Raw genomic sequence first — 21529 nt, 5'->3', positions numbered from 1 at the left:
GAATTGCAGATTGAGCGTTCCCGGGCCGGGTGACTTGATCTTTGTCAGCTACCCGAAGCGACAGGTTTCAGTACAGCCAGATGCCGGCCCACATTGCCAGCGTCAGCAATACCTGACCGGGAATGACATAGGCGGCGAAGCGGCGCCCGCCACTGACCCAGGCCACCAGGCATTTGCTCAGGGAATTGCTGCTGACCGCGATCAGCACCGGCGCGGCGATGACCTGGAACGGCAACTGGCCGGATTTGGCCAGGGAGGCTATCGACGCTGTCGAGGAATGGGCGTCGGCAAAGCCGCTAAGGGTCGCGGTCACCATCACCCCGACTTCGCCAAAGTGACTCAGCATCACCGACGACAGGAAGGTGATACCCGTCATGGCCAGCGTGACGAGCAAGGCCAGCTTGAGGTTGAACGCGCCGCCGACCTTGATCGGCTGGTGGGCGCCCTGGGCCGGCGTGGGGAACATCAGGCACAGGCCATACAATGCCGTGGCGGCAGCGCCGGCGAACAGCGGCCCCCACATAGGGTGCAGCAGACCGGTATCGACCGCGCCCAGGATCAGGCCCACCTGGGTCAGGGTGGCCAGGTTGGAGAACAACGCCGCCGCGCCCAGGGCCTTGATGTTGTCCGGCTCTCTGGCAGCGATATGCCCCATGGCGGCGATGGTCACCGTGCTGGAGGCGAACCCCGAAGCGATGGCACTGATCGCATAACCGTAACGAGTGCCCAGGGTGCGAACGGCGATATGCCCTACCGCACCCACGGCCATCAGCAACACAGTCAGGGTGCAGATGGTGCGCAAATTGATGGCGGCATAAGGCCCGATGTAACGATCCGGTGCCAGCGGCAGCACAACCAGTGCGGCGATCAGCAGTACCAGCCCGTCGCGCATTTCCGCTTCGCTCAATTGACTGCGGGCGAAGTGATGCAACTTTTGTCGATACGTCAGCAGCCCCGCCATGACCACGCCAATGGCAATCGCCAATTCCGGCGCCGTACCGCACATAGCCCCCAGCGCCAGCACTGTAAGCAACGCCACTTCGCTGGTCACGCCCGGGTCGCTGCCCAGGCTTCGCCAATACGCCACGGTGATCAGCAAGGCCAGGCAGATAGCCATGATCCCCAGCAACAGGGCACCACCGACCTGCATCGCCACATACCCCAGCAGCGCAGTAATGGCGAACGTGCGCAACCCCGCACAGGCACGGCTGTCTCCTCGCCCCTTGTGCCGCTCGCGCTCCAGACCGATGAGCAAGCCGATTCCCAGCGCAGCCGCCGCGCCTTCCAGGCCAAGGGTCGTGCTCATAGAGCCTCCCTGCGGGCGAACCTTGCCGCCCTGGCCATGAGGGTCACTTCAACAGGCCAGGGCAAGCCCCCTTCCTGGTAGCCGGAGCGGATCGGTCGCCGGCTGTCCGAGGGGCGGCCTCCGTCTGGCCAGGGCTGGTCGGCCAGGGATGCGGCGCATCGATGCGCGCCCGGAGTTGACCGACGAAAGCCGTCGCGGCTTCCAGGCTGCTGAAGCCCACTGTCAGGGCATCCATGTGCACGAGCCAGCCATGGCCTGTCGGTTTCGCTGTGATGTCGATGATCATCGATCGCCTCCGCTCAAGCACCCGCGTCGCCCGGCCGGGCATCACGGGGTAATCGCCACCTTCATGACCCCGTCCCGCTGGTGAGCGAACAACTCATAGGCGGCTTCGATATCGTCGAGTTTGAAACGGTGGGTCACCAGTGGCGACAGATCGACCCCGCCGCTTTGCACCACCGCCATCAAGCGGCGCATGCGTTCTTTGCCGCCGGGGCACAGGGTGCTGACGATGCTGTAGTCGCCCAGCCCGGCGGCGAAGGCGTCGAGGGGAATGTGCAGGTCGCTGGAATAGACACCGAGGCTGGACAACCGCCCGCCTGGCCGCAGCACGCGCAAGGCGGACTCAAAGGTGCCCTGGGTGCCCAGCGCTTCGATGGCCACGTCGACGCCACGGCCATCGGTCAGCGCCATGATCTGCTCGACCACGTTACCGTCCTTGAAGTTGACCACGTGGGTGGCTCCCAGGCGTTTGGCGACCGTCATGCGCTCGGCCACGGCATCCACGCCGATGATCTGGCTGGCACCCTTGAGCCGCGCGCCGGCTACCGCGCAGAGGCCGATCGGCCCCAGGGCGAATACCGCGACGGTATCGCCGATACTGACCTCGCCACGCTCTGCCCCGGAAAACCCGGTGGACATGATATCGGGGCACATCAGCACCTGTTCGTCGCTGAGGCCGTCGGGGATCGGGCACAGATTGGCCAGGGCATCCGGCACCAGCACGTACTCGGCCTGGCAGCCATCGATGCTGTTGCCGAACTTCCAGCCGCCGATGGCGCGAAAGCCATGGCGGGTGTCCGGGCCGTCCTGGGAAGCGCAACCGCACAAGCAGGCATAACTTTGCCCGCTGGGCGTGATGGCCCCGGCAATCACCCGCTGCCCCTCGACAAAACCGCGCACCTGCGAGCCCAGCCGCTCAATGATTCCCACCGGTTCATGACCGATGGTCAGGCCCTTGGCCACCGGGTACTCGCCCCGCAGGATGTGCACATCGGTGCCGCAGATCGTCGTCGTGGTGATACGCACCAGGGCATCCAGCGGCCCCACTTCGGGGATCGGCTTTTCATCGAGCACGATCCGGTTCTTTTCAACGAAAATTGCCGCTTTCATGGTAGCCATGACGATCCTCCAACCCTGAGCCCGAGCTTGAGTCCAGCAAGACTTTCAGGCTGCGCCGGGAGCGAGGGCCTGAGCTTGATCATGATCAATAATTCATCAATGGGCCCCTCGCGACTGACCACACGTCAGCTGGTCTGCTCCATTGCCGGACGGGTTGATACAGATCAAACGCGCGCCGCCGGCCGGAGGCAGGATCCGAGCAAGGTTTCACGGCGAAGACGCGTCGTTGCCGTTACCTATTACCCACGGGAGATTTGTCATGTCCGAGCAATCACGTTTCATGCTGGTCGCCTCGCCGCTGATGGAGAACAGCCCCGCCTTCGATCGTGCCGCCGCGCTGGCCAAGGCCGAAGACGCAGCCCTGCACATCGTCGCCTTCGACTACCTGGAAGGCCTGGCCACGGCCAGCCTGGTCAACGAACAGGCCCTGGAGCAGATGCGCCTGGGGTACGTCGAGCGCCATCACCAGTGGCTCGAAGAACAGGCCCGGCCGCTGCGCAAACTGGGGCTGACCGTCACCACTGAAGTCGTCTGGGTCGAAAGGCCCTTGCAGGAAATCCTGATCCACCTCAAGGAGCAGCCCATGGCCTTGCTGATCAAGGCACTGCAACACGAATCGCTGCTGTCGCGGGTAATGTTCACTCCCCTGGATATCCACTTGCTGCGCGAATGCCCCGTGCCCCTGCATTTTGTCAGCCATGTACAGCACGCATTGCCACGCAGGATCGTCGCAGCGGTCGACCCGTTCCACCGCGAGGGTCAGTACAAGGACTTCAACGACCGGATACTGCATGAGGCCTCGAAACTGGCCAGCGCCTGTAACGCCGAGCTCGACGTGATCTATGCCCATGACCTGTCCTCCATCGGCGCGGACGAATTCAACTTCGACCAGAGTTCGACATTTTTCTCGACAAGCAAGGCCAAGACTCTGTTCGATGCCCAAGGCGACGCCTTCAACGAACTGGCTGAACGCAACGGCATTGCGCCGGAACGTCAGCACATGATCATGGGCAATCCGGCCAAGGTCCTGACCAGCTACGCAGACGCCTATGACATCGATGTGATTGTCATGGGCAGGGTCGGTCATCGCGGTGGCTTGGGGCGCCTGATCGGCAGCACGGTGGAGCAACTGCTGTACAAGGTGCCTTGTAGCGTATGGGTGGTTTCGCCAGAGGTGCTGATGACCGAATAAAGCCCTTTTTCAGGATGCTTGCCCGCGCGCGCCAGGCCGGTCAGTCAGCGCGGCGCGCCAGTTGCGTAAGGTAGGCACAGAACATGTCTGCCATTGCGTCGGCGTAGGTCTGGATCTCTGCGGCGGTGCGTGGGCTTTCTGAAAAGTCCTTGCCCACGCTGCTGAGGGTGGTGGTGATCAAGTCGGCGGCCAGGGCGCGGGTGGCCTGCGGCGCCTCGGGCAGCGCCTGCTCCATGAAAGCCTGGAAGATCCGCTCCCCTTGCGCCTTCACGGCCTGCGCTTCGGGGGCGTCGCGGTACAGCGGCGCAGCGTCGTTGAGCGCCACGCGCATTCTGGCTTCCTCGCACTCGGACTGGATAAACACCCGGACCAGCACCCGCAGCCGCTCCAGCGGGGCTTTGCCAGCCTCTTCGAGGATGCTGCGCAGCATCTGCGTGGTCTGTTGCCACTCATCGCTTTGCAGGCGGAACAGGATCGCTGCCTTGTTCGGGAAATATTGATACAACGAACCGATGCTGACGCCAGCCTTCTCGGCCACCCGCGCGGTGGTGAAACGCTGCGCGCCCTCCTTGGCCAAAACCTGAGTAGCGGCTTCCAGGATCGCCGCGACCAGCTCCGTCGAGCGTGCCTGTTTAGGCGCTTTGCGCGAGGAAACCTGCGGGGTCCGGCGGTTGCTCATAATGGCCCGACAGGGCCGCAGCCAATGCGAATAGCGCAGGGGGTCACTTGCTCATATCCTCTGAATGCGACGAATTGATCGCATTTTAGCCACGCGCCGCAAGGCGTCAACTTCGGACGGGATGCCCCCATGACCAGCACATTGACCACCTCCCCACTCGCGCCCCTGCTCGATCGCCTGTTCGAGCAGGCCGACACGGCGACCAGCCCGGCCGTCGCCGGAATCTCCCGCGAGGAACGCGAGCGCCTGATGCACAGCAAGACCGAATACCTGGATTTCTATGGCCGCCTGAAAGACCTCTGGCTGCCCGTTTCCCGCGAGACCGGCGAGCTGCTGTACATGCTGGCGCGCAGCACCCGGGCCCGGCACATCGTCGAGTTCGGCACCTCGTTCGGCATCTCGACCCTGCACCTGGCGGCGGCCATCCGCGACAACGGCGGCGGCCGCCTGATCGGCAGCGAGTTCGAGGCGTCCAAGGTGCAACGGGCGCGCCAGCACCTGCTCGAAGGCGGCCTGGCCGACCTGGTGGAAATCCGCGAGGGCGACGCGCTGAAGACCCTGGCGGTCGACCTCCCCGAGTCCATCGACCTGCTGCTGCTCGACGGCGCCAAGACGCTGTATGCCGACATCCTGGCCCTGGTCGAAAGCCGCCTGCGGCCGGGCGCGCTGATCGTCGCCGACAACACGGACTACTGCCCGGACTACCTGGCCCGGGTCCGTTCGCCCGCCAGTGGCTACCTGTCCGTGCCCTTCGGCGGCGACGTGGAGCTGTCGATGCGGCTTGGCTGAATCATATCCAAGAGTACCAAGCGATCATCGAAACCCTCGGCCACTGCATCGAAGGCAACCGGCAGGCCAGCAGCGCGACGATGAAGCCTGTGTTTCATGAACATGGCGACGATTTTCGGCCGTCTTGATCTGGATAACGTCGCGGGCCATCAGCCGGATCTGCCTGTCCCTGGAGTCTGGTCCGGATAGCCGGCGAGAGCAGTGCGGGACGCCATGACGAGTCGGCCAGCAGGAGCAGCGTTTCATGAAGCACGTCGATGTCGGCGCAGAGGCTGGTGAAGTCCCAGTACCTGTCGAACGCATCGGACGTGCTGTGATACAGGTTCGAGTCGTAGAAGTCATGCCGTTTCAGGCCTTCCTCCACGCCCCCGCTGATCAGGTCGCTGCCGGTACTGACCTGGACCGCGGGGATGTCGATCTTGGCGAAGCTCGCCTGGTCGGATCGGTAGAAGTAGCCGGCGGCGGGCGCGTCATCGAGACTGATTTGCCGGTTCAGTTGCTTGCCGGCCCGCATGAACGCACTGGGCAGCTCGGATTGATCACCGTCCACCAGGCTCAGGTCGCGGGTCCTGCCGATTGGCACGAAGCCATCAACGTTGAGCGCCGCGACCACATCAAGGCCGGTCTCGTCGATCAACCGGGCGACCTGGGCGGAGCCGAGCATGCCCACCTCCTCCGCGGTGGTCCAGGCAAAGAGCACGGTGCGGCGCAGCGGGCCCGCGTTCGCCAGCCGCCTGGACAGTTCGAGCAATACAGAGACACCGACCGCGTTATCAACTGCGCCGGGGTAGTAGCCACGGGGCTGGCTGCTGTCCGGGGTCCTGCCGAGATGATCCCAGTGCGCGCACAGCAATACGCATTGCCGGGGGAAAAGCGCGCCTTTGTGCATGCCCAGCACATTCCGGCAATGGCCGATCTTGATCTCGAAACCCAGGCGCAACTGCAAGCGGACGTCGAGCCAGGGCGCGCGTCTGGCCATCGGCCATGGGTCGGCCAGGAAGGCATCGAGCTCGACACCTGCCCTGGACAACAACTGCCGGCCGAAACGTTCGCTGCAGATCCCCTCGAATGCCAGGCCACTGCGCACCGCGCCCGGAAGAAACCGAAACGGCCGGCGCATCTCGTCCCGTACCAGATGGAAGGCACTGCCGAACAGCTCATCGGTGTGGACGATGATCACGCCCGCGGCGCCTTGTCGAGCGGCCTCCTCGAACTTGTATTCCCAGCGGCCGTAGTAGGTCATCCGCTCACCCTGGAAGCGCTCGCCCCCCGGACTGTTGCGCCCGGGATCGTTGGGCAGCGCCACCACCACCTTGCCGGCGACATCGAGCCCGGCGTAATCGTCCCACTGGTATTGCGGCGCGACTATGCCGTAACCGACGAAGACCAGAGGCGCGTTGTCGAACACGACGCGGGCCTGCTGGGAACGAATCAGCAACTCACCATCATGCAGCGGGTCGGGCTGCCAACCGTCGCCCTGGATGGTCACCTGCCCGCCCCGCGGGGTAGCGGAGCCAAGCGCCACGGACTGAAAAAGGCTTCTGCGGCCGTGCCAGGCCTTGAGCCCCATCCCCCGTGCCTTCCCGGCAATCCACTGGGATGCCCGCGCCCCTCCGGGCTCCCCTGCCCCACGCCCGGCGAAAAGCGCGCCGGACAGGGTCCGGCAGTTGTCGGCGAGTGCCGCGGCATGGGCCTTGTGCCTGAGGTAGCCACGCAAGGACGGCGCGCCCCCGGGCTTGTACTTGGCCTTTTTTGGCAGTGACCGGCGCATCTAGGCCCCCTGCTCCCTGGAAAAATGCTTGAACAACCGGGCGCCATTGTCGAAGAACACCTGCCGGTGGTACTGCGGCGCAATCGCCCTGGCGCACGCGGCGAGATAACCCGGGTAATCGACAGCGGGCCACCCCGAGCCGAAGACCAACCTGTCCGGCTTGCCGGTGTAGTCGAGCATCCAGCGGATCGGCTCGATCAGCAGCCTGTCCAGCGTGGCCTCGGAGACATCGCTCAACGGGCCCTCGATGATCGAACTGAGGTCGAGCCAGACATTGTGATTCTTCGCCGCGAGCACCGCGGCATCGGTGAACCAGGGATTGCCGCTGTGCACCAGGAGGAAGTTCACCTCGGGATGCTCGACTATGACCTCGTCCAGGCTCAGCGGATGGGCATACTTGAGCTTGGAGCGATGCCAGCCGGTGTCGCCGCTGTGGAACAGCACCGGGACATCGAACTGGCGCGCGAGGGCGTACAGCTCCCGGAGCCGAGGGTCGTCGGCGTACACATGCATGAACCCGAGGTTGATCTTGATCGCCAGGTAGACGCCGTCGGCCAGCCCCTGTGCCAGCGACTCGGAGCACCATTCAGGCTGGGCGATGACCGCGCACCTGCCCACCCCCAGCTCCCGCAACGTCTGGTCGCCGCAGGCGGGGGCACGGGAGTCGGTCACCGAGGCGACGATATTGAAGCGTGATTGCAACGCCTGGAACGCTTGCAGGCTGCCCGCCGCGGCGAACTCGGTATGCACGTGCGCGTCGAGAACGGGCCCGGAATAAGTGCTCATCGAAAAACTTCCCTGTGGGTCGATCACTATCGCCGCGCGGCATCCGGCGCGGCACCTTGAAGCACTAGCTGCTAGCGCTGCTGTAGGACCTCAGGGCAAACAGCCAGAACACCCTGGACAGGCACAGGAAGGCGACGGCGAACAGAATCGCGCCGAGTACCTGCGGCCATCCGACCATGCCCATGGCCCCGGTAACCGGAACGTTGGAAACGAAATACACCGGGACGAGGAAGGTCAGTATCGTGCGGATCGTCTGCGGAAAGGCCGATACCGGAAACCGTGCGATTTCCATCAGCGTATAGCTGATGATCCAGACATCGCCGATCTTCACGAACCAGATCGACAAGGTGCAGGTGATCAGGAACACCGAGTAGAAAATCGCCACCCCCGCGGCCATCAGCCCGAGGAACGCTGCGAGGTTGCCTGCACCCAGCGCGCCTTCGCTGTACATGGCGTACAGCACCACGGCAAGGCCGATCAGCACCCGGGGCAGTTCCCAGAGGCTGATCTTCGAACAGGACACCAGGAACTGACTGTCGACCGGACGCACCAGCAGGTAATCCAGGTCACCGGTGCGCACCTTCTCCGACAACGCGTGCAGGCTGGGAAACAGCCAGACCTCCAGCAGGCCCTCGAGGATCAGCGCCACGCCGAACAGCGCCAACACCTGGTGGAGGTTCCAGCCGCCCAGGCTGCCGACTTCGGCGAACATGGCATCCAGGAAGTACAGCGCCAGGAGCATGCCGACCACCGTATTCACCGCATTGGTGAGGGCATTGGCGCGAAACTCCAGTTCCGCGAGCATCGAATGCCTGATCAGGGCCAGCAGGACTTTCAAGGTTCTCAGGCTCATATGCCGGCTCCGGAAAAGCGCTTCAGGCCCTGGCGCCACAGGCCCCGGCGCAACGCCACCAGCACCAGCACCCAGAACAGCTGGGCCACGAAACCGTACAACAGCTCGATGCCCGCGGCCTTACCGATCAGCACCTTGACGGGAAAATCCAGAGCCGAGGCGAACGGCAGCAGCGCGACGATGGAGCGGGTCGCCTCGGGGAACAGGTCGACGGGAATGAGCGTGCCGCCCAGAACGGTGTACATCGACCAGACCAGGGCATCCAGCGCCACGGAATTGGCCATCCAGAATGCCAGCAGGCCGACGCAGTAATAGATGTGGAAAATGATGATCCAGGCCAGGACCAGCGAGACCAGGAAAAACGGTAGCTGCCTGGCGATGCCCGGCAGGTCGAGGTCGAACAGGGAGGCGCCGATGCAGAACACCGTCACCACGATCGGCGCGCGCACCAGCATCTGCCCCAGATGTTCGGCCACATGGAACCAGAACGGCGCGACCGGCTTGAGCAGGCGGCCCGACAAGGTGCCGTGGCGTATCTCGTCGTTCAGCACGAAGATGACCCAGACCGCAGTCAGTTGCCTGACCAGATAGATGCCCAGGAAATACGCCACGAAATCGCTTGCAGCGTACCCACCAATCACCTGGTCCCGGGAAAGCTCCCACCAGATCAGCATCATGAACAACGGCGCGACGCCGCTGATCAGCCACACGAACAGCTGCGCCCGGTAGATCACGGTCACCAGCACGCTCGTGCGGATCAGGCGCCCGGCAATGCCGGGCAACGAAGCCAGGGCGACCATCAGGCGTGCTCCCTTGGCAGCAGTAACCGGGGGAACGCCTGCTCGAGGGATGGGCTCTGGATCGAGATGTCGGTCACCGGGAAGCTCGCCAGCAACTGCGCCACGGTCTTGGCGACCTCCTCTTCGGGCACCAGCAGTTCTGCGCCTTCGTTGTCCAGCCGGATCAACTCGCCATAGGGGCGCAGGGACTCGTCGCTGACCGCCGAGGAGAAACGCAGGCACACCCGGCGCTCGGAAACATGGGCCTTCACCAGCGCCTGCCGACCGCCGTCGAACACCACCTGGCCACGGTCCAGGACGATGACCCGGTTGGCCAGCGCCTCGATGTCCGCCATGTAGTGCGAGGTCAGGATGATCGTCGCCCCGAACGCCTTGTTGTAGTCGACGAGGAATTTGCGGATCGCGACCTGCATTTCCAGGTCCAGGCCGATGGTGGGCTCGTCGAGAAACAGAATGCTCGGGCGATGCAGCAACGACAGGATGAGCTCGCATTTCATCCGCTCGCCCAGGGACAGCTTCCTGACCGGGCGGCGGGCGATGTCGCCGGCCGACAGCAACTCGCACAGTTCATCGATCCGGCGCCGGCATTCGGCAGGCGGTATGTCGTAGAGGGCACCGTGCAGGTGGAAAGACTCCAGCGCCGGCAAGTCCCAGGTCAGTTGCTGCTTTTGCCCCATGACCAGGGTGATCGACTTGAGGAATTCCGGCCGTCTCTTGAAGGGTTCATGTCCCAGGACCGAGAGATGCCCGCTGCTGGGCCGGACGATGCCCGAGAGCATTTTCAGGGTCGTGGTCTTGCCCGCGCCATTGCCGCCGAGAAACCCGACCACCTCACCCGCGTCGATCGAAAAGGAGACATCCCTGACCGCGGGGATGAACTCTTTCTCACGCCGAAAATACCGGAGCAGGCTGCGTGAATGGCCGTCACTGGCTCGATACACTTCGTATACCTTGCTGACATCACACAGCTCGATTGCTTTTGACATACATCTCCTTGATAACTCGCGCGTCCTGCGATTCAGCCAAAACGCCAGAATACTAGCATGGTGATCCGCGGTACTTGCCCGGCTGGCCGGGACCATCGGCAGCTGTGGCGCGGCGTATTTATCGGCGGCGCGCCAGCAGTTGCGCCTGATGCCAGGCAGGGGACAATCCCGTGTCGATTACAAGACAGATCGACGGCGCGACCTTTGACTGGGCGAGCAGGCCCAGGCCGGGCACGTGGTCCAGGGCGAAGTCGGCCGCTTCGAGCATCGCGGTTGTCCGACCCAGGTCGACCGTGGCCAGGTGCACCAGGCAGGACGCCCGCGCCAAATCCACCGGCCCACTGTGGCGCTGCGCTGCGCGGTGCAGAAACGCCAGCCACTGGTGACCGATGGACAAGTGCCCCTCCTCCGTGCCGATGCTCCCCGTCACGTCGCCAAGGCCTTCGAAGCAATGGCGTCGATCCTGCTCGGGCTGGGCGCAGAGCAATGACACCCCGCTGATCGCAAACAGGCCATTTTCCGCTACCAGCAGGGTGAGGTCCGTACCGATACCGCGCAGGTACTGAATGACCGACACCGGTACATCTCCCGGGCTGCGGGCCGGCAGGCTGGCAATCAGCCAGGCCGGTGCCTCCTCGCCCAACGGCGTCTTCTCGGTCACCGCCAGGGCCGCACGCCGCGCGGGCGAAAGGCCTTCGACATCCGCCAGCAGATCGGTCGAGCAGAGCCAGATCGAACAGGGTCGAAGATCCTGCCCCTCCACGGCCCCCTCGGAACAGAACTCAAGATACCCCCCACTCAACCTGAAGAAGGCGCTTACGCGTCCGTCGCTGTGCTGCACTTGTCGCGTATGCCCGATGAAGCCTGCCCGCTCCCACTGTCCGATGACCTCCGCGAACAGGCCCTCCGGCAGCGGATAGACGATGTGATCAAGATGGGATATCACCAGCGCTCTCCCTGCGGCTGCAATCGATGTCCAGTTTCCCCGTCGCCTGGGTATCGGTCTAAGGGCGCTTGCCCCGGGTGCAAAGCGTCAGCCCGTGCTCGTGCACGCCACCGCTTTTCACCTCCTGGGTCACCGCCTGCAAGCCCGCCGCCTTGAAGGCGTCGAGATAGCGAGCTTGCGGCCAGCGCGTCAGCTTCACGCCCAGCTCTTGCGCCCAGTCCTGCGACTCGTGGCTTTCCTCGTAGTAGTCGACCATGACGATCAGTTCTCCGCCCGGCGCCAGCAGGCTGGCGGCTTTCTCGATGGCGGCGGCGATGTCCTCGAAGTAATAGAACACCTCCATGGAGAAGATCAGATCGAAATGGCGGCCCGCTGGCGGGCGCCAGTTCAGGAAGCTCTCGACGTCGATCTCGACGTTATCCAGGTCGGACACCCTGGTGGCGCACATGCGGGCCATTTCCTGGCTGAGTTCCACGGCAAGGCAATGCCCGCTGGCGAACTTCGACCTGGCCATGTACTCCAGGGCGTAACCATTGCCCGGCCCGATCTCCAGGTAACGCCCTGTAGATGGTTCAAGGGCGGACAGCACAGGCTCGACCCGGGCCCAATGTTCCCGGGCCATGTCCACCGCGCCATCCTCGATGGCCCACTCGTCGAAGAGCGCCTCGACTTCCAGTTCGTGACTCATCCAACACTCCTGTTTGCAGTTGGGATTCGACCCGCGTCAGCGGATCCATCGATAGAAATGTACGGCGTTGCGATGCGAGCCGATCACCAGGTGACCGTCATCCGTAAGCAGTGGCGAGGAATGAAAACCGCCACTGTGCTCCAGGCGCCACAGGCTCTCGCCGGTGCGTTGCGCCAGGCAATGCAGGCGCTCATCCGTGCCGACCAGCAAGGCATCGCCGGAAGGCAGCACGGTAAAGGGCGTGTACCTGAACTCGCACTCCAGGTTGACCCGCCACAGGCATTGCAGGCTGTGCAGGTCGATCCCGTACACATGCCCGTCATTGCTGCCGACGTACGCCACCCCCTGCGGGGACAGGCTCGGGCAAGACACCACGAAGCCATCGGTGTGAAATTGCCTGAGGACCGTACCGCTTTTGGTCTCGAACACGATGATCTTGCCGTCGACTTCCGTGCCTATGACGCCACGCCCCGAGGCATGGTCGACCGCCGCGGTGCCTTCGAACCTGCCGGTTTCGGTGATTCTCCAGCGCTCCTCGCCGTCGGGCCTGAAGCACATCAGGATATTGTCGGTGCCGACGATGACATTGCCGTCCGCATCCAGTGCTGGCGAGCTGTAGAGATCGTCCTCCACCTGCTCGTCGAACGACTGCTTCCACAGCAACCTGCCCGAGGCATGGTCAAGAGCGTACAACGTATGATCGTAGCTGCCTGCGTAGACGATGCTTCTGGCTGGATCGATGGTCGGGCTGGCATGGAATGGCCCCTGGGCATGAAAGGCCCAGAGGCATTCGCCATCCTGGCTTATCCGGCGCAAGACATGGTCCTCGCAACCCACCACGAAACTGCCATCGTCCGACACCGCAGGAGAGCTGTAGACCGGCCCCTGGGTCGCGAAACGCCACTGGTGCGCGCCATCGCGCAGGCTGACGCACTGCAGGCTGTTGTCCCAGCAGCCGAAAACGATGCGGTCCTCGCCGATCCTGCACGGAATGCTCCATACCCGTTCCGCGCAGGGAATCGTGCGCTGATGAGTCGGCTTGGCGTGCCAGTCCAGCGCCGGCGTATCCCGCCATGGCCTGTAACAGCGCAGCGCCTGGTTGTTTTTGTACCATGTGCTTTGCAAATGCTCAGCGTAATCCGACACGCCACCCTCCCCCGGACACTTCCCGGTCCGTCGCGCTGCTTATTGGCACATTTTCCGCCTGGCGTCTTCTATGCCGCCGCCGTACTTCTCGGATATCTCGATCTTGTAACCATTGGGATCGAGAAAATAAACCGAACGTGAAGAGTGGTATTGAACTTCATAATCGGGGAGCAACTTCACGCCGTGATCGCGTAGTTGCAGCAGAACATGATCGAAGTCTTCCACCAAAATACCGAAGTGAGTAATTTCCAGACCATCATTCTTTACACCCCGCCCTTCGGCATATTCATGCATGCATAAATACAGTGTCTGATCCGCGCCAATAATCATCCAGCGGGTAAAGGCACGAATACCCACCTCCTTCACTTCGAAACCGAACACCCGCGCATAAAACGCCTGGCTTTCTTCAATATCGGCCACATCGAGCTGGATATGATCGATACCCACGATTCTGATCCTGTCGAGCGGAGCATTCATTGGACAAGCCCTCGATAATCATCCGGCAACAGGCCGTCGGTTTCCCAGGTATCGATATAGGATTTGAAGAACGGCAGCACTTCCGGCGAATGTTGCCGGGCTACTTCATAACCGGCGATACCGGCGGATATATTTGTCTTGTCGAGTAACAGGGTGCTCTTGAACGCGTCCAGCGCCTGGTCGAAGTTCCCCAGTTGCTGATGACAGGCACCGATCATGTATTGCGAGTAAGTCACCCGTGGAAAGCCGATGTCGTAAGCCTTCTGGAAGCGTTGCAACGCGCGTTGCCATTGCCGGTCGACCACTTCGACCTCACCGGCCTCGTGATAGGAAATACTCCAGTCGGGATCGTAGGCAAGCAGCTCATCGGCCACACGCCGGGCACTTTCGACATCGCGGGCGACGTAGAGCATTTCCTTGAGCTTTGACTCGTAGACAGTCTTGCGTGCTTCCCGGGCCTCGATACTGCCGCCTCTCTCGCCGCGCAACACCGCCTCGGCATACTCTTCGGCCAGCAGCATGTATTGCCGCGTGGTGGCGACGTCGCCCCGGGCCGCCGGCACCATGGCCAGGCCGCGATAGAACGAAGACAGCGAAACCAGATCCGCCGGCGTGGCGCTCGAGGCAATCTGCTTGACCGCCGCCTCGCCCGTGCCGATGAACCAGCGGTTCAGCTCGTCATCGATGGCATTGCCCTTGATTTTCCAGACAATCGCCTGGGAGCAGACATCCAGTACCCGGGCTGGCGACAGCCGATGGGCCTGCATGAGCGCCTTGAGTGCGGTGAAGTCGTCCTGATGCGAGGATTGCATCTCGAGACGGTTCTGAATGGCAAAGCGGGCCAGATGATAAGTCACCCGCTGATCGGGATAGAGCGCGTCATAAGGTACCTCGGCCAGTACCTGATTGGCGAAGCGGTACCGGCAGCTGGCGGCCAGGGACTGTGCCAGGCTCAGTTTCTGCACCGGCGGAGCCCATTCGCGCAGGTCCGCCAGCCACTTCAGCTTGGCGACCGGACCGTCCATCCCGTACGAGAAAAACTCGAGCTCATTGACGCTGATGGCGTGCCGCTGCGCGACTTCGACCAGTGTCGAGGGTTCAAGAAGTTGAGGCACCCGATAAGGCACTTCGTCGAAATTCTGTTCCGCCAGCCCCGCACACACAGAGCGGGACCAGTTCGTTTGATGCACGCCCGCGTCATCGTAAAAGAACACGGCGCGCGAGAATGCGTCATCCACTTTTCTGGACATATCATCTCCCTATGACATGTAGGAACCGCGAGAGGTGTGATTAAAAATACGGCCGAAGCAATGCTTCGGCCGTACTTCACAAGACACCGGTATCTTGTGTACAGCAGACAATCAGAGGATGAACAGCGCCGAAAGAATTCGGGTCTGAACGCTTTGATATTTAATCATTTCACTATCTCCATGTGATTAAAGGTTGCTGCCGAGTTGCAGCGATATCAGGTCTAGTTGCCACCCCGAAAAAGGTCAAGGAAACTCATCCAAAAAAATTTATTTAGCCGAAAAGCAGTAGCGGAGAAAACCGTTCATCCTTTATATACTTAGAACATATACTCAACCGCACAAAAATTTAACTGAACAGTTAGAACATATATAGAGCCCATTGTTATCAGCGACTTACCCGCGCAAAAAAAATCACAACGGCGCCACTGCGACCATCCACTCGAACGGTTATCAATCGCTGCGCCGTTTCATTTGAATGCCTATACCCACGAGCTTATCGCCGCAACAACTTTTAATACTTCGCCTCTGCTTGACGCTTTGACAAAACTCAACTAATTAAACTTCCTTCCAGAACGGTACATGGACTTGTCCGCAGACGGAAACAAGGCACATGAATGGAACTCAACAGGCTGCCCGGCAGTCGCGAAGATCAGGAGCGATCGACGATGAAATCCCTGAGCATGGGTATCCTGGCGCATGTCGATGCCGGCAAGACCAGCCTGACCGAGCGGATACTTTTCGACGCCGGCGCCAGGCCGCGCCTGGGCAGTGTGGACTCGGGCAGCACCTACACCGACAACCTGCTCCTGGAGCGTGAACGCGGCATCACCATCAGGTCCGCGGTGGCTTCGTTCGAGCTCGACGGCATCCTGGTGAACCTGCTGGACACTCCCGGGCACCCGGACTTCATCGCCGAGGTGGAGCGCACGCTGGCCTTGCTGGACATCGCCATTATCGTGGTGTCGGCGATCGAGGGGGTCCAGGCCCAGACCCGCGTACTGGTAGGCGCCCTGCAGCGACTGGCGATTCCCCATGTGTTCTTCGTCAACAAGGTCGATCGCAAGGGGGCCGACTTCCAGCGCACCCTGGAGGCGCTCGGCAGCCACCTGAAGAGCCGGCCCCTGTCACTGGTCAGCGTGCACGATGCCGGGACTGGCCTGGCGAGGGTCGAAACCAGCGATCCGGCGGCGCCCCAGGTGATGGCGCAGTGGCTGGATCTGCTGTGCGAGCATGACGAAGCCTTGCTGCACGACTATGTCAGCGCCCCTGAAGCCATTGGCAAGGCGCGCCTCGAGCGGGAGTTGCGCCAGCAACTTGGCCAAGGCCTGGTCAACCCGGTGTTCGCCGGGTCCGCCATCACCGGGGTCGGCGTCGCCCAGATGATCGAGGCAATCGCCCGGCTGGCCCCGGTCAAGTCCTACGACGCCAGTGCCCCTGTGCTTGCCTCGGTGTTCAAGATCGACAGAGGCTGGGGTAGGCACAAGCGCTTTCATCTCTGCATGCTGGCCGGGACCTTGCGCCTCAGGCAAACCGTCGACACGCCGCAAGGTGCGTCCAGGGTCACCGGCATTCATGTGTCCGCCAGCGGCGGCTTGCAACCCGCCACCCAGGCCGCCGCGGGCCAGATTGCCTGCATCACCGGGCTCGAAGGCGTGCGCATCGGTGACCGCATCGGCGCTTGCAGCGAGCGCGGCAAAGGCGCCCACACCTTCACCCCTCCGGCTATCGAAACCCACGTCTCCCCCACTTCGCCGGCGCAGACCAAGGCGCTCTGGGAGGCGCTCGGCGCGCTGGCCGAGCAGGATCCGCTGATCGACCTGCGAAGAAACGCCGCGGGCCAGGTGTTCGTCTCGCTGTACGGCGAGGTACAGAAAGAGATCATCCAGGCCACGCTGCAGGACGAGTACGACATCCAGGCCCTCTTCGAGGAAAGCTCGGCCATCTGCGTCGAAACGTTGCTGTCGACCGCCGAGGGCCTGGAGTCGCTCGACGATGAAGGCAATCCCTTCCTCGCCACCGTGGGTATTCGGGTCAGTCCGGGGGCGCCGGGATCGGGCCAGACATTCATCCGCGAAGCCCATGCCGGGCTGATGCCGACGAGCTTCTACAAGGCCATCGAGGAATCGGTCTTCGAAACCCTCCGGGAAGGCCGGCATGGCTGGGCGGTGCACGACTGCGAAGTCGCGCTGACCAGGGTCGACTATGCATCCCCCTCGAGCACGGCCGCTGATTTCCGCCACCTCACCCCCCTGGTGCTCGCTGCGGCGATCGGACGGGCCGGTACCCAGGTGTGCGAGCCGCGCAGCCAGTTCCGCATCGAGGTGCCCGCGGCGCTGAGCAGCCCAGTCCATGCCTTGCTGGCCAAGGCCGGCGCCACCCTCAACGGTGCGACCCTGAGCGGCGAGACCGTGCGCATTCAAGGCTCGATCGTCACCACGCGCATCTACCGGCTGCAACATGAAATCCCTAACGCCACCAGCGGCCTGGGCTTCATGGAAAGCGAACTCGCCAGCTATGCGCCAGTTGCGGCCCCCCCCCCCTGCCGGGAGCGGACCATGGCCAACCCTTACAACCGGCATGACTACCTTCGGCAGGTACGGCTCGGCCTGCGCATGGGCAGGCCGGCCAGCAACGCCTGATCACCTCGGCCCCGGGTTCAGACCACGGGCGCGGCGCTTACCTGGTTCAACTGATACAGATCGGCCTGCGACAGCTGCAACTGCGGGGCCGCCATGATCTCCCGCAGTTGCTCGACCGAGCTGGCTCCCACCACGGGTGCGACCACGGCGGGGCGAGACAACAGCCAGGCCAGGGCAACCTGGGTGCAGCTGCTGTCGCGCTCCTGGGCGATCCGCCGCAGCACCTCGAGGGTCTGCCAGTTCCGGGCGTTGAAGTAGTCTCGCTGCACGCCCGCCGCGCGAGGCGAGCCCGGCAAGGCTGCCTGCTGTTGGTAGCGGCCGCAGAGAAAGCCCTTGGCCAAGGGGTTGTAGGGCAACAGACCGACTCCCTCCTCCACGCACAGCGGCTGCAGTTCGGACTCGATTCGATCACGCTCCAGCAGGTTGTAGCGTTCCTGGACGCTGACATAGCCCGCCAGGGCCGAGCGCTCGCTGATCGCCAGCGACTTCATCAACCGCCAGGCCTTGAAGTTGGAGCACCCCACATAACGAACCAGCCCACGCTGCACCAGATGGTCGAAGGCCCGTAGCGTCTCCTCCACCGGCACATCGTCGTAGTCGTCATGCGCCTGATACAGGTCGATGCAGTCGACTTGCAAGCGGCTCAAGGAACCTTCGACAGCCTTGACGATATGCCGCCAGGAAAGCCCCTGGTCATTCGGCCCTGGCCCCATGCGCCCGGACACCTTGGTCGCCAGCAGCACCTCGTGCCGCTTGGTCGTGGTCTGCAACCAGCGCCCGACGAACTCCTCCGAGGCCTTGCCACCCACCCCGTCGGCAAAGACCGGATAGACATCGGCGGTGTCGATCAGGTTGCCACCTGACTCGACGTAGGTATCGAACAACCTGCGCGATGTCGCTTCATTCACCCACCAGTCGCATTGCGCGGTTCCCAGCGCAATGGCGGAAACCTTCAGCCCTGAACGGCCAAGACGCCTGTAATCCATGATCGATCCTTACTTCCCTGTGGTATTGGTTCCATGCATCCGCGGCGCAGTATAGTCGCGGCCACCTCTGGCGCTCCCGCCCTCGCGCGATGATGTGGCGCAGCGACAGCGAGACAAACAAGCGTCAATCAGGCGCCTGCCGTTCAAGGTTGCTCGTCGTCCCCTTCCCCCTCCAGCGGCTGTAGCGCGAGGTAGCTGTCGACGGCATCGTCTATGGTCGGGAAGAACGCCGCTTCGCCAAACCGTGCGAACAGCCCGAACCGCTTCAGCTTGTCCTTGACCGGGTCTTTCATCTGGGCCACACACAGCTCGATGCCGGCCTGGTGCAGGGTGTCGTCCAGTTCCGCCAGCATGTCGGCGGACGTCACGTCGACGCTGGTGACCGGTTCCGCCGCCACCACCAGCCAGCGCACCGGCGTTGGCGAGGCCGCCACGGCGTCCAGCACCCGGTCATGGAACAGCTCGGCATTGGCGAAGAACAACGGGGCGTCCCAGCGAAACAGCACCACGCCAGGAATCAGGCGCGCGTCGGGATAACGCGTGATGTCGTGATAACCCTTGACCCCTTCCGCCCGCCCCAGGACCGCCGAGTAAGGGCGCCAGCCATCCCACAGGAACTCAATGACGGCGATCACGATGGCCAGGCCGATGCCTTCGATTGCGCCCAGCACGGCCACGCCAACGGTGCAGACGATGGACAGCCAGCACTCCCATTGCTGGATGCGATAAATCCGCCGCAGGTCGCTGACTTCGATCAGGCCGATGGCCGATGCGATCACCACCGCGGCCAGGGCGCTGGTGGGCAGATCTTCCAGCAGGTTCGGGGCTAGCACCAGCAGCAAGGCGACGGCCAGGGCGCCTATGACCCCGGTCACCTGGGTCCTGGCACCGGCGGCCTCGGCCACCGGGGTGCGCGACGAACTGCTGCAGACCGCAAAACCCTGAAAAAGCCCGGCGGCCAGGTTGGCGACGCCAAGCCCGACCATCTCCTGGTTCGGGTCGACGTAGGTGCGGGTCCGCGCCGCATAGACACGGGAAAGCACGCTGGTATCGGCGAACGAAACCAGGGCCACCGCGCAACCGCCGATCAGCACCGGGCCGATATCGGCGCGGCTGATCCAGGGGATGGCGAACGCCGGCAGGCCTTGTGGCAGAGAACCCAGGACCGAAACGCCGGCGGTTGCCGCAAGGTCCAGCACCGCGACAGCGACCGTCGCCGCGGTGACGGCGATCAGAATGCCCGGTACCCGCTTGTGTTTTCTGAACAGCAGGATCAGCGCCAGGGTCGCCGCACCGACCATGAAGGCGGTCCAGTTGGGCTTGCCCTCCAGCACCGCTGTGGCGATGGCCCACAGGTTGCTCAGCGGCCCGTTGGCGTCCACCGAGAAGCCGAAGAGTTTCGGCAACTGGCTGATCAATACCGTCAATGCGATACCGTTCATATAGCCGTAGCGGATCGGTTTGGAAAGCAATTCAGTGACAAAACCCAGGCGCGCGATACCGGCCAGGACGCATACCGCCCCCGATACGATCGCCATCATGCTCGCCAGGACGACCGCGCGCTGCGGGTCACCACCGGACAGTGGCAGGACCACAGCGAGGATCACCGCGACCAGTGAGGAATCCGGCCCCAACACCAGGATCCGGCTGGGGCCGAACATCGCATAGGCGAGCAACGGCACGATGGTCGCGTAGAGGCCATAGATGCCGGGCAGCCCCGACGCCACCGCGTAGGCGATGCCGACAGGCACCAGCACCGTGGTCAACACCAGCCCGGCCACGAAATCGTGACGCAACCAGGCCACGCGGTATTCGCGCAGCATGCGCAGCCCCGGCAGCCAGCGGCTCCAGCGATGCTGTTCGTCGCCGGCGTCCCGGCGGGCGATCCGGCCAGGTTCCGGGACGGGCGGTGAAGACCCCGAGTGGTTCATCGGACACTGATCCTTGGCGGGTAGATGAGCTTATGCCTGGCGCTCAGAACTTCTGCGGAACCCGTCGCAGCGGGTGGTCCGATTCCCGGTAGCCGCCCGGCTTCTGGCGTTTGGGCAACACCACTTTCTCCCGTGGTACTTCCTTGTAGGGAATGCGGCTGAGCAGGTCGCTGATGATATTGAGGCGCGCGCGGCGCTTATCGTTGGAGTCGGCCACCAGCCAGGGCCCATGTTCGGTGTCGGTGGCCTTGAACATCGCGTCGCGGGCACGGGAATAGTCATACCAGCGGCTGTATGACTTGACGTCCATCGGCGTCAGCTTCCAGATTTTGCGCCCGTCCTTGATCCGTGCTTCGAGGCGGCGGGTCTGTTCTTCCGGGCTGACTTCCAGCCAGTACTTGAGCAGGATCACGCCCGAATCGACGATCGCCCGCTCCACCAGCGGCACCGCCTTGAGGAAGCCGTCCGCCTGCTCTTCGCTGCAAAAGCCCATCACCCGCTCGACGCCCGCGCGGTTGTACCAGCTGCGGTCGAAGATCACCACTTCGCCCGCCGCCGGCAGGTGCGGCAGGTAGCGCTGCAGGTACATCTGGCTTTTCTCGCGGTCGGTCGGTGCCGGCAGCGCCACCACCCGGAACACCCGCGGGCTCAGGCGCTCGGTGAGGGCCTTGATGGTCCCGCCCTTGCCGGCGCCGTCGCGCCCCTCGAAGACGATGCAGATCTTGATGCCTTTTTCGCGCACCCACTCCTGCAGCTTGACCAGTTCCACATGCAGCCGGCGCAGCTGATCCTCGTAGTCTTTTTTGCTCAGTTTCGCAGATTCTGCGGGAACGCCCTTGGCGGCGCCCTTTTTGTTTTTTGCCATGACCGGAACCTCATGCTCGCTTTCATCGATCGCGTGAG

At 63.2% G+C, this 21529-nt stretch carries 20 protein-coding genes; 3 read left to right on the top strand and 17 right to left on the bottom strand.

The genetic code is table 11. The annotated features are described in order from the left end of the window. Positions 1–67: 67 nt before the first annotated feature. From AC07VU_RS20130 to AC07VU_RS20120, 3 genes are read right to left on the bottom strand one after another with little or no spacing between them, the layout of a single operon-like run. Positions 68–1306, bottom strand: a complete 1239-nt coding sequence (locus AC07VU_RS20130; protein WP_457276397.1) for an MgtC/SapB family protein — start codon at positions 1304–1306, stop codon at positions 68–70. 43 nt (positions 1307–1349) lie between these two features. Then, complete coding sequence (locus AC07VU_RS20125; protein ID WP_173679792.1) at positions 1350–1592, bottom strand: hypothetical protein; 243 nt, start codon at positions 1590–1592, stop codon at positions 1350–1352. 41 nt (positions 1593–1633) lie between these two features. Further along, positions 1634–2707 carry an NAD(P)-dependent alcohol dehydrogenase gene (locus AC07VU_RS20120; RefSeq protein ID WP_009043853.1) on the bottom strand — a complete coding sequence of 358 codons (1074 nt, stop codon included), beginning with the start codon at positions 2705–2707 and terminating at the stop codon, positions 1634–1636. A 259-nt stretch (positions 2708–2966) separates the two neighbouring features. Here AC07VU_RS20120 and AC07VU_RS20115 point away from each other — a divergent pair, with 259 nt between their 5' ends. Beyond that, positions 2967–3899, top strand: a complete 933-nt coding sequence (locus tag AC07VU_RS20115; protein WP_053261120.1) for a universal stress protein — start codon at positions 2967–2969, stop codon at positions 3897–3899. A gap of 40 nt (positions 3900–3939) precedes the next feature. Here the strand turns inward: AC07VU_RS20115 and AC07VU_RS20110 are convergent, their stop codons facing one another. Continuing rightward, on the bottom strand, positions 3940–4578 hold the full coding sequence (locus AC07VU_RS20110; protein ID WP_495030325.1) for a TetR/AcrR family transcriptional regulator: 639 nt from the start codon (positions 4576–4578) through the stop codon (positions 3940–3942). Positions 4579–4707: 129 nt separating this feature from the next. Between AC07VU_RS20110 and AC07VU_RS20105 the strand changes: the two genes are divergently transcribed. Continuing rightward, the gene (locus tag AC07VU_RS20105) at positions 4708–5367 is read left to right on the top strand and encodes an O-methyltransferase (protein ID WP_495030324.1); all 660 of its coding nucleotides are present in this window, start codon (positions 4708–4710) and stop codon (positions 5365–5367) included. A gap of 94 nt (positions 5368–5461) precedes the next feature. Here AC07VU_RS20105 and AC07VU_RS20100 read toward each other — a convergent pair whose 3' ends face one another. The 10 genes from AC07VU_RS20100 to AC07VU_RS20055 all read right to left on the bottom strand — a co-directional run bounded on the left by AC07VU_RS20100 (position 5462) and on the right by AC07VU_RS20055 (position 14935). Further along, complete coding sequence (locus tag AC07VU_RS20100) at positions 5462–7138, bottom strand: M28 family peptidase (protein WP_274302793.1); 1677 nt, start codon at positions 7136–7138, stop codon at positions 5462–5464. Then, complete coding sequence (locus AC07VU_RS20095) at positions 7139–7924, bottom strand: amidohydrolase family protein (protein ID WP_457276394.1); 786 nt, start codon at positions 7922–7924, stop codon at positions 7139–7141. Between the two features lie 64 nt (positions 7925–7988). After that, positions 7989–8777: an ABC transporter permease gene (locus tag AC07VU_RS20090; RefSeq protein ID WP_457276393.1), complete on the bottom strand. Its 789-nt coding sequence runs from the start codon at positions 8775–8777 to the stop codon at positions 7989–7991. After that, positions 8774–9577, bottom strand: a complete 804-nt coding sequence (locus tag AC07VU_RS20085; protein WP_495030323.1) for an ABC transporter permease — start codon at positions 9575–9577, stop codon at positions 8774–8776. Before AC07VU_RS20085 ends, AC07VU_RS20090 begins: the two co-directional genes overlap by 4 nt. Further along, the gene (locus AC07VU_RS20080) at positions 9577–10563 is read right to left on the bottom strand and encodes an ABC transporter ATP-binding protein (protein WP_495030322.1); all 987 of its coding nucleotides are present in this window, start codon (positions 10561–10563) and stop codon (positions 9577–9579) included. Before AC07VU_RS20080 ends, AC07VU_RS20085 begins: the two co-directional genes overlap by 1 nt. A 118-nt stretch (positions 10564–10681) precedes the next feature. Beyond that, complete coding sequence (locus AC07VU_RS20075) at positions 10682–11509, bottom strand: hypothetical protein (RefSeq protein ID WP_457276392.1); 828 nt, start codon at positions 11507–11509, stop codon at positions 10682–10684. Between the two features lie 58 nt (positions 11510–11567). Further along, positions 11568–12197 carry a class I SAM-dependent methyltransferase gene (locus tag AC07VU_RS20070; protein ID WP_274302784.1) on the bottom strand — a complete coding sequence of 210 codons (630 nt, stop codon included), beginning with the start codon at positions 12195–12197 and terminating at the stop codon, positions 11568–11570. Positions 12198–12233: 36 nt separating this feature from the next. Further along, the gene (locus tag AC07VU_RS20065) at positions 12234–13343 is read right to left on the bottom strand and encodes an outer membrane protein assembly factor BamB family protein (RefSeq protein ID WP_274302782.1); all 1110 of its coding nucleotides are present in this window, start codon (positions 13341–13343) and stop codon (positions 12234–12236) included. Between the two features lie 39 nt (positions 13344–13382). Then, the gene (locus AC07VU_RS20060) at positions 13383–13790 is read right to left on the bottom strand and encodes a VOC family protein (RefSeq protein ID WP_277588854.1); all 408 of its coding nucleotides are present in this window, start codon (positions 13788–13790) and stop codon (positions 13383–13385) included. A 26-nt stretch (positions 13791–13816) separates the two neighbouring features. Next, positions 13817–14935, bottom strand: coding sequence for a tetratricopeptide repeat protein (locus AC07VU_RS20055; protein ID WP_274302779.1), 1119 nt, complete (start codon positions 14933–14935; stop codon positions 13817–13819). An 800-nt stretch (positions 14936–15735) separates the two neighbouring features. Between AC07VU_RS20055 and AC07VU_RS20050 the strand changes: the two genes are divergently transcribed. Next, entirely contained in the window at positions 15736–17709 is a 1974-nt protein-coding gene (locus tag AC07VU_RS20050; RefSeq protein ID WP_495030321.1) for a GTP-binding protein, read from the top strand. A 17-nt stretch (positions 17710–17726) separates the two neighbouring features. Here AC07VU_RS20050 and AC07VU_RS20045 read toward each other — a convergent pair whose 3' ends face one another. The 3 genes from AC07VU_RS20045 to ppk2 form a co-directional block, all read right to left on the bottom strand. Beyond that, positions 17727–18695, bottom strand: coding sequence for an aldo/keto reductase (locus tag AC07VU_RS20045; RefSeq protein ID WP_274302775.1), 969 nt, complete (start codon positions 18693–18695; stop codon positions 17727–17729). Positions 18696–18838: 143 nt separating this feature from the next. Further along, complete coding sequence (locus AC07VU_RS20040; RefSeq protein ID WP_495030320.1) at positions 18839–20626, bottom strand: SulP family inorganic anion transporter; 1788 nt, start codon at positions 20624–20626, stop codon at positions 18839–18841. Between the two features lie 43 nt (positions 20627–20669). Next, on the bottom strand, positions 20670–21491 hold the full coding sequence (ppk2, locus tag AC07VU_RS20035; RefSeq protein WP_495030319.1) for a polyphosphate kinase 2: 822 nt from the start codon (positions 21489–21491) through the stop codon (positions 20670–20672). Positions 21492–21529: the final 38 nt, after the last annotated feature.

Source organism: Pseudomonas sp. GW821-FHT02B10 (assembly GCF_059421865.1).
The sequence above is the reverse complement of the archived record's forward strand: the minus strand, read 5'-3'. Positions and strand labels throughout refer to the sequence as shown.